Raw genomic sequence first — 7,089 nt, forward strand, 5'->3', positions numbered from 1 at the left:
GTGCTCGCCATGGCCGCGGCCGGGCGGACGGCGGTCGTCACCGGCGGGGATGACGGACGCCTCCTGCGCATCACCACCGATGGCGCGGCCAGCGAGCTCGCCGATTTCGGGAGCGGCTGGGTCGATTGCGTCGCCGCGCATGGCCGGACGGGCATCGTGGCCTGTTCGGTCGGCCGGGCCGTGCATGTCTGGCGGCCGGGCGCCGCCCGGCCCAAGACGTTCGAGCATCCGAGCACGGTCGGCGGGCTGGCCTTCGATCCCAAGGGCAAGCGGCTGGCGGTGGCGCATTACGGCGGCGCCACGGTCTGGGAACGCGGCGAGCGGCGCTGGACATCCACGAAGCTCAAATGGGCGGGATCGCATATCGGCGTCACCTGGAGCCCGAACGGCAAATACGTCGTTACGGTCATGCAGGAGAACGCCCTGCACGGCTGGCGGCTGCGCGACAAGCTGGACATGCGCATGTCGGGCTACCCGGCCAAGCCGCGGGCGCTCGACTGGGCCGGCGACGGCCCGCACCTCGCGACGAGCGGCGCAGACAGCGCGGTGTGCTGGCCGTTCATTTTCAAGGACGGCCCGATGGGCCACGCGCCGCTCTGCGTGGCCCATGGCGGCAAGCAGCTTGCCACGATGGTGCGGGGCCTGCCGGGGCAGGCGGCGGTGCTGGCAGGGTATCAGGACGGGGCGGTGCTGATGAGCGAACTCGAAGAAGACGCCGAGGATTTCGTCCTGCGGGGAACGACCGGCATCGAGGTGACGGCGCTGGCGGTCACGGAGTCACTGTCGCACATCCTGATCGGCGACTCGGCCGGCGGCGTCCTCTGGGCGCCGCTCAGGAAAGGGGACGGGCATGCGCGGCCTGTTTGATCGCAAGTGCCCCGACGCCGCGGCGGCGATCCTCGGACACGCAGCAGACATCGAATGAGGGAGAAAACAAAATGAACGACACGACCGAGGCGGCCCATGCCGAGCACCTTGCGCAGGCCCAGGATCATTACCGCTGGCGCCGGGACCACATGGAGGCGCTGGCCATCCTGAAACGCGCCGAGGCCGCGATCTTCGCGCATGAAGCGCGCATCGTGGCCCATGACGCCGAGATCGCGCGCCACGAGGAACAGATCGCCCACGGCGAGTCCCATGCCGCCGCGCCGCCCGCGGATGAGCACGCCCGGTTCGCCCATCACCACGCGGCAGGGGCCGAGCATCACGACGCGCTTCTGGAGGCCATCCGCGCCCTCGACGCCCACATCAAGGAATGAGCCTCCCATGAAAGATATTGATACCCGCCTTCCCGTCACCGTTCTCTCCGGCTTTCTCGGGGCCGGGAAGACGACGCTTCTGAACCGCGTGCTGAACAACCGCGAGGGCCGACGCGTCGCGGTGATCGTCAACGACATGTCCGAGGTGAACATCGACGCCGATCTCGTACGCGCCGACAGCCCGCTGTCGCGCACTGACGAGACGCTGGTCGAGATGTCAAACGGCTGCATCTGCTGCACGCTGCGCGACGACCTGCTGGACGAGGTGCGCCGCCTCGCCGCGGAAGGCCGGTTCGACTACCTGCTGATCGAATCCACCGGCATTTCCGAGCCGCTGCCCGTGGCGGCCACTTTCGATTTCCGCGACGCCGAGGGCGAAAGCCTGTCGGACGTCGCGCGGCTCGACACGATGGTGACGGTCGTCGACGCGGTGAACCTGCTGCGCGACTATTCCAGCCACGATTTCCTGTCCGACCGGGGCGAGACGATGGGCGACGAGGATGACCGCACGCTGGTGCATCTCCTGACCGACCAGATCAAATTCGCCGACGTGGTGGTCCTGAACAAGGTCGCAGACGCGGAGCCGCATCAGGTGGACGCGGCCCGCAAGATCATCCGCAGCCTGAACGCCGATGCACGGATCATCGAGACCAACCATTCCGACGTCGCTGTCGAGGCGATCCTAGACACGGGCCTGTTCGACTTCGAAAAGGCTCACGAACACCCGATGTGGGCAAAGGAGCTTTACGGTTTCGCCGACCACGTGCCCGAGACAGAGGAATACGGCGTCGCGTCCTACGTCTATCGCGCGCGGCAACCGTTCGAGCCGGAGAAGATCCTCGCTGTCCTGAATGGCGACATGCCCGGCGTCATCCGCGCCAAGGGGCATTTCTGGATCGCGACGCGCCCCGAGTGGGTCGCGGAATTCTCGCTCGCGGGAGCACTGTCCTCGGTCAAGCCGCTCGGCACCTGGTGGGCGGCGTTCCCGCGGGAGCGCTGGCCTGACCACGACAGCGCGCGTGCCTATATCGCGCAGCACTGGGTGGAACCCTGGGGCGACCGGCGGCAGGAGATTGTCTTCATCGGCGCGGGTATCGACTGGCCCGCGCTGCGGGCGCGGCTCGACGCCTGCCTCCTGCCCGAGCACATGGCGCCGGGGCCGGATGCGCTCCCGGACCTGGCCGATCCCTTCCCCGCATGGCGGCGTGCGGAGGCGGCATGACCCTCGTTCGAGAGATCGTAAGTGATGCGGCGATTGGCGTTGGCGTCGCGGACACGCCCGAGGGCCTGTCGGAGCTGCATCGCCCCGGCTGCGCCGCCGCGATCTGGCGGCGGCCGCCCTTGCCGGGGTTCCAATCGTGGATCGACGGGCTCGATGCGGACGTACTGCCAAGGGCCCGGGTGATCCTGCGGCCCGACGCCGTGCGCGACGCCGCGTCGGAGGTCTGCAATGCCGCCGGGACGCCTGTCGGCCCGGAGCGAGACCGCCTCGCGGACGACATCGCGGCGCTCGCCGACATCTTCGCCGGGCTGATGCAGGCGCGCTGGCTGCGCCTGCGGCTCGACGTGGTGACGACGAATGCCTGCCGGAAGTTCCACATCGACGCCGTGACGGCGCGGCTGGTCTGCACCTACCGGGGCACCGGCACGCAATACGGCATCTCCACCGACAAGGCCGAGCCGCGCCGGATCTTCACGGTGCCAACAGGCGCGCCGATCGTGCTGCGCGGCACGCGCTGGCCCGAACGCCCGCGCTCGGGGCTACTGCACCGCTCGCCCCCGATCGAGGGCACCGGCGAGACGCGTACGGTGCTTGTACTCGACCCCGTCGACGATCCGGAGGAGGCGGTCTGATGCACAGCAATCGCGGCAAGACAAGCCTCAAGCTCAAGCGTCGGACCGAAGACCCGATGCGGGACTATGACCGGCTGCCGCCCGAGCTGCGCGCCTGGCTCGCCGAGGCCGTCCTGCCGTGGCGGCCGCGGTCCGTGCGCCGGGCCTTCGAGCGCGCCGTCGCGCGGACGCGGAACCGCGCGCGCGCCCTCGAGGAGCTGGACCGGCTTCAAGAACGGCTGGTGGCAAAGGACGCGCGGGCGGTCTGGGGTGACGCGCATCCCTGTGTCTCGACGCAAGGGGGCCGATGATGCGCATCCCGGTCACCATCCTCACCGGCTTCCTCGGCGCCGGGAAGACCACGCTCCTGAACCGCCTGATGACGCAGCCGGGCTTTGGCGACACGGCCGTCATCGTCACCGAGTTCGGAGAGGCGGATCTCGACGGGCTCCTGGTCAACCATGTCGAGGACCGCGCCTTCGCCTCCACCACCGGCTGCCTGTGCTGCACCGTCTCGGGGGACGTGCGGTTCACGCTCCTGCGGCTGATGGACGAGGCGGATCGCGGCATCGGGCCGATGTTCAGCCGCGTCGTTATCGAGACGACCGGACTTGCGGATCCCGGTCCGATCCTGCGCACCTTCATGTCGACCCAGCGCATGCTCGATCGCTTCGCGATCAACGGCGTGGTGACGCTGGTCGATGCCGTGAACGGCGCCGACGCGATCGACCGGTTCGACGAAGCGCAGCGCCAGGTCGCCGTCGCGGATCGGCTGATCCTCACCAAAGGCGACCTCGCGGTGGACCCAGCCGCCCTCCGGCAAAGGCTCGTGACGCTGAACCCCAATGCGCGCCTCGAGCGTGCGGAGGAGACGACGGCACACGACATGTTCTCCCTGGCCGCCTTCGATCCGGCCGGACAGCCGCCCGACGTGCAGGCCTGGCTCCGGTTCGACGCGCCCGAAGGGCATGATCACGATCACCACCACGATCACGCCCATGACGTGAACATCCATGGTGCCACGACGGCCTTCTGTTTGTCGGCGGACAGGCCGATCGCGCCGGCGGACCTCGAGGCAGCCATCTCGGCGCTTCAGGCCTCGTTCGGCGCCGATCTGCTGCGCATCAAGGGGCTGGTCGAGATCAGCGATCCTCCCGGCGCGCCCTGCGTGCTCCACGTCGTCGGACATGTCGCCAGCCCGCTGCGCAGGCTCGACGGCTGGCCCGAGGGGGTCCATGCGACGCGCCTCGTGATGATCGTCGCCGGCCCCGGCCGCCATGACGCCCCGGAGATGCTCACCCGTTTCCTGCCGGAACTGTGTACGCCGCGCCCGGTCGCGGGCGACCGGTCCGCCGGGAAGCAATGGACGAGGTTTTGACCGCGGTGCGAATTGACGGGTTAACTTGCCCACCGATACACGGCACGACCCGCCGGGGGCGCGGCACGCGGCAACGCCCGGGACCAAGGGACCATGGTGGATCGGGCGCGCTAAAGGTTGCAATGTTATACTATATCTTATACGCCTGCAGCGCAGCGTGCGTACGCGCGACGTCAAACTGCGTTTTCGAGGCGGTTCGCGCTGAGCAACATGGCGACCGGCCACCCTCGCCCGTCGAACACAGCGCATGACCCGGGATACAGCACCCCGGTTCTTGCCAACGAACGCAACGTAATAACATAGTCCTTATCAAGGAGGCCTGTCACGGATGAAACAGAAATACGCCATAGGCCTCGCGGCCACGCTCGCGGGGCTTCTCTCGACCACGGCGCTGGCCCAGCAAACGGGCGATGGCGCGGCCACGGATCTGGGCACGCTCGTCATCACGGGTGCGCCGACCGCGAGCAACATCGAGGATCTGCCCGCTGACGTGGATGCCGTTGCCGGGGAGGAGAAGCGCAAGCGGCAATCCGGATCGCTGGGCGACACGCTCGATCACCTGTCAGGCGTCGACACGATCGCCACCGGCACGAATGTCGGCAAGCCGGTGCTGCGCGGCTTCTCGGGCAACCGGGTGCGCGTGCTCTCCAACGGGATCGGGCTGGATTTCCAGCAGTTCGGTGTTCGGCACATGCCGACTGTCGATCCGTTCATCGCCGAACGCATCGAGGTGGTGCGCGGCGCGCAGAGCCTGCTCTACGGGTCCGGCGCGATTGGTGGCGCGGTGAACCTGCTGCCCGCGCTGCCGCCGACCGGGCCGGAGGGGGAATGGACCCTCAACGGCGAGACCACCTTGCAATTCCAGTCCGCCCATGAACAGGCCACGGGTGTGCAGAAGTTCACCGGGGCCAATGGGCGTCTGGGCTTCGCGGCAACCCTCGTCGGCCGCTATTCCGGGGGGTTGAACACGCCTGACGGGTCCGAGGCCCTGACCTCGGGCAATCCGCGTGACCCGCTGGTCACCGGCAGCGTGCCCTTCACGGATTACGAACAGTTCAACGGCGACATCAATATCGGCTACATGACCGATATCGGGCAGGTCAGGCTCCGGTACGAACGCTACCGCGACGAGCACAACTTCGTTGTCCCCGACCCGCCACCGCCGAATGGCAACCCGCTGCGGCCCGGCGGCGTGGGGCAGGATATCGAGAACGAGCTGGTCCAGCTCGATGCCGACCTTTCCGTCAACGAGACCTGGACACTCAAGCCCACGCTCTCCTTCGCGACCAATCTTCGCGTGTCCAACCCCGGCCCGCCGGAGCCGCTGCCGCGCAGCTGGCTGCCGGGGGCGGCCGTTCTCGATATCCGGCGCGACACGCTCACGGCCCGGCTGGAGGCCGAACATACCGGGCTCTTCGGCGCGCTCGACGGGCGCATCGGGGTGGAGGCCGTCAATACCGACCAGTCCTCACGCGGCAGCACGATCCTGTCGCCGGGCGGGCAGGTCGAGAACTATGCGCTCTTCGCCTTCGAGGAAGCCGAGATGGGCAAGCTGAAGGTCAACTTCGGCGGGCGGCTCGACTACCGCGAGACCCGGCTGGACCTGGGCCAGACCCAGGGCACGTTCACCAACGGACCGCCGCCTGTCGGCCAGCGCGAGAACGACTATCTCGTGGGCACCTGGGGTCTCGGGGCCAGCTACGCGGTCACGGACGCGCTGTCATTCATGGGCAACCTGTCCCGCGGGTTCCGGGCGCCCAACCTGTTCGAGCTCTACGCCGACGGGGTGCATGGCGGCGTCGCCGCCTTCCAGCAGGGTGACCCGACGCTCGACGAGGAGACCTCGATCAGCGTGGACGCCGGGGTCAGGTGGGAGTCCGACAAGCTCTCGGCCAAGGTCACCGGTTACTACAACGACATCGAGGATTACATCTTTCTTGCCGGAACCGGTAACACTGCCCCCAACGGCTTGCCGATCTTCCGGGTCAGCCAGCAGAACGCCGAAACCTACGGGGTGGACGCCACGCTCGAGGGGCGGCCGCTGAGCTGGCTGACATGGCGCACCACGATCGGCTGGGTGGACGGAGAGCTCGCCGACGGGACGCAGGTGCCGCTTCTGCCGCCGCTGAAGATCTCGGGCGAGGTCACCTTCCATGAGGAGCGCGTCGGCGCGTTCGAGGATGCCTACCTGACGCTCGGGGCGCGCTATGCGGGCGCACAGGATTCGGCCGGGCTGCTGGAGCCGTTCGGCCAGTTCGACTCTCCCCCGCCGCCCTTCGGCACGGCCTCCACGGACGACTACGTGCTCCTGGACGCCACCGTTGGGGGATCGATCGGCGACACCGGAACCGAGGTCGAGTTCGGCGTGGAAAACATCCTCGACGAGGAATACCGGGATTTCCTTGACACCTACAAGAACATCACCCTCGGCCCGGGCCGCAACTGGACCTTGCGCGTGACGCAACAGTTCTGACATGCGGCCGGCCCGGCCGGCGGCGGAGGCCGCTGGCCGGGGGCCTGCCGAATCGCAGGAGCCTGTGGCGCAGGAAGAGGTCTCCGAGGCACAATCGGATGCGCCTGATACGGACAATGACAATGCCTCCGAGGCGATCGAGGATG

7 protein-coding genes are annotated in these 7,089 nt (G+C 68.2%); all 7 read left to right on the forward strand.

Translation table 11 applies throughout. The annotated features are described in order from the left end of the window. Window positions 1-867: WD40 repeat domain-containing protein (locus ACH107_RS28195; protein WP_412509046.1), on the forward strand; the 867-nt coding region annotated here is incomplete at its 5' end. A 71-nt stretch (window positions 868-938) separates the two neighbouring features. Continuing rightward, entirely contained in the window at window positions 939-1,259 is a 321-nt protein-coding gene (locus ACH107_RS28200) for a hypothetical protein (protein ID WP_412509047.1), read from the forward strand. Window positions 1,260-1,266: 7 nt separating this feature from the next. Continuing rightward, entirely contained in the window at window positions 1,267-2,481 is a 1,215-nt protein-coding gene (locus tag ACH107_RS28205; protein WP_412509048.1) for a GTP-binding protein, read from the forward strand. Beyond that, complete coding sequence (locus tag ACH107_RS28210) at window positions 2,478-3,113, forward strand: DUF1826 domain-containing protein (protein WP_412509050.1); 636 nt, start codon at window positions 2,478-2,480, stop codon at window positions 3,111-3,113. Before ACH107_RS28205 ends, ACH107_RS28210 begins: the two co-directional genes overlap by 4 nt. Continuing rightward, window positions 3,113-3,403 (forward strand): DUF6525 family protein, encoded by a 291-nt coding sequence (locus tag ACH107_RS28215; protein ID WP_412509051.1) that lies wholly within the window; start codon window positions 3,113-3,115, stop codon window positions 3,401-3,403. The genes ACH107_RS28210 and ACH107_RS28215 overlap by 1 nt, the downstream gene beginning before the upstream one ends. Beyond that, window positions 3,403-4,470 (forward strand): CobW family GTP-binding protein, encoded by a 1,068-nt coding sequence (locus tag ACH107_RS28220; RefSeq protein ID WP_412509053.1) that lies wholly within the window; start codon window positions 3,403-3,405, stop codon window positions 4,468-4,470. The genes ACH107_RS28215 and ACH107_RS28220 overlap by 1 nt, the downstream gene beginning before the upstream one ends. A gap of 328 nt (window positions 4,471-4,798) precedes the next feature. Further along, window positions 4,799-6,943, forward strand: coding sequence for a TonB-dependent receptor (locus tag ACH107_RS28225; RefSeq protein ID WP_412509055.1), 2,145 nt, complete (start codon window positions 4,799-4,801; stop codon window positions 6,941-6,943). The last annotated feature ends 146 nt before the right edge of the window (window positions 6,944-7,089 follow it).

It is taken from the genome of Roseovarius halophilus (ex Wu et al. 2025) (genome assembly GCF_047086965.1).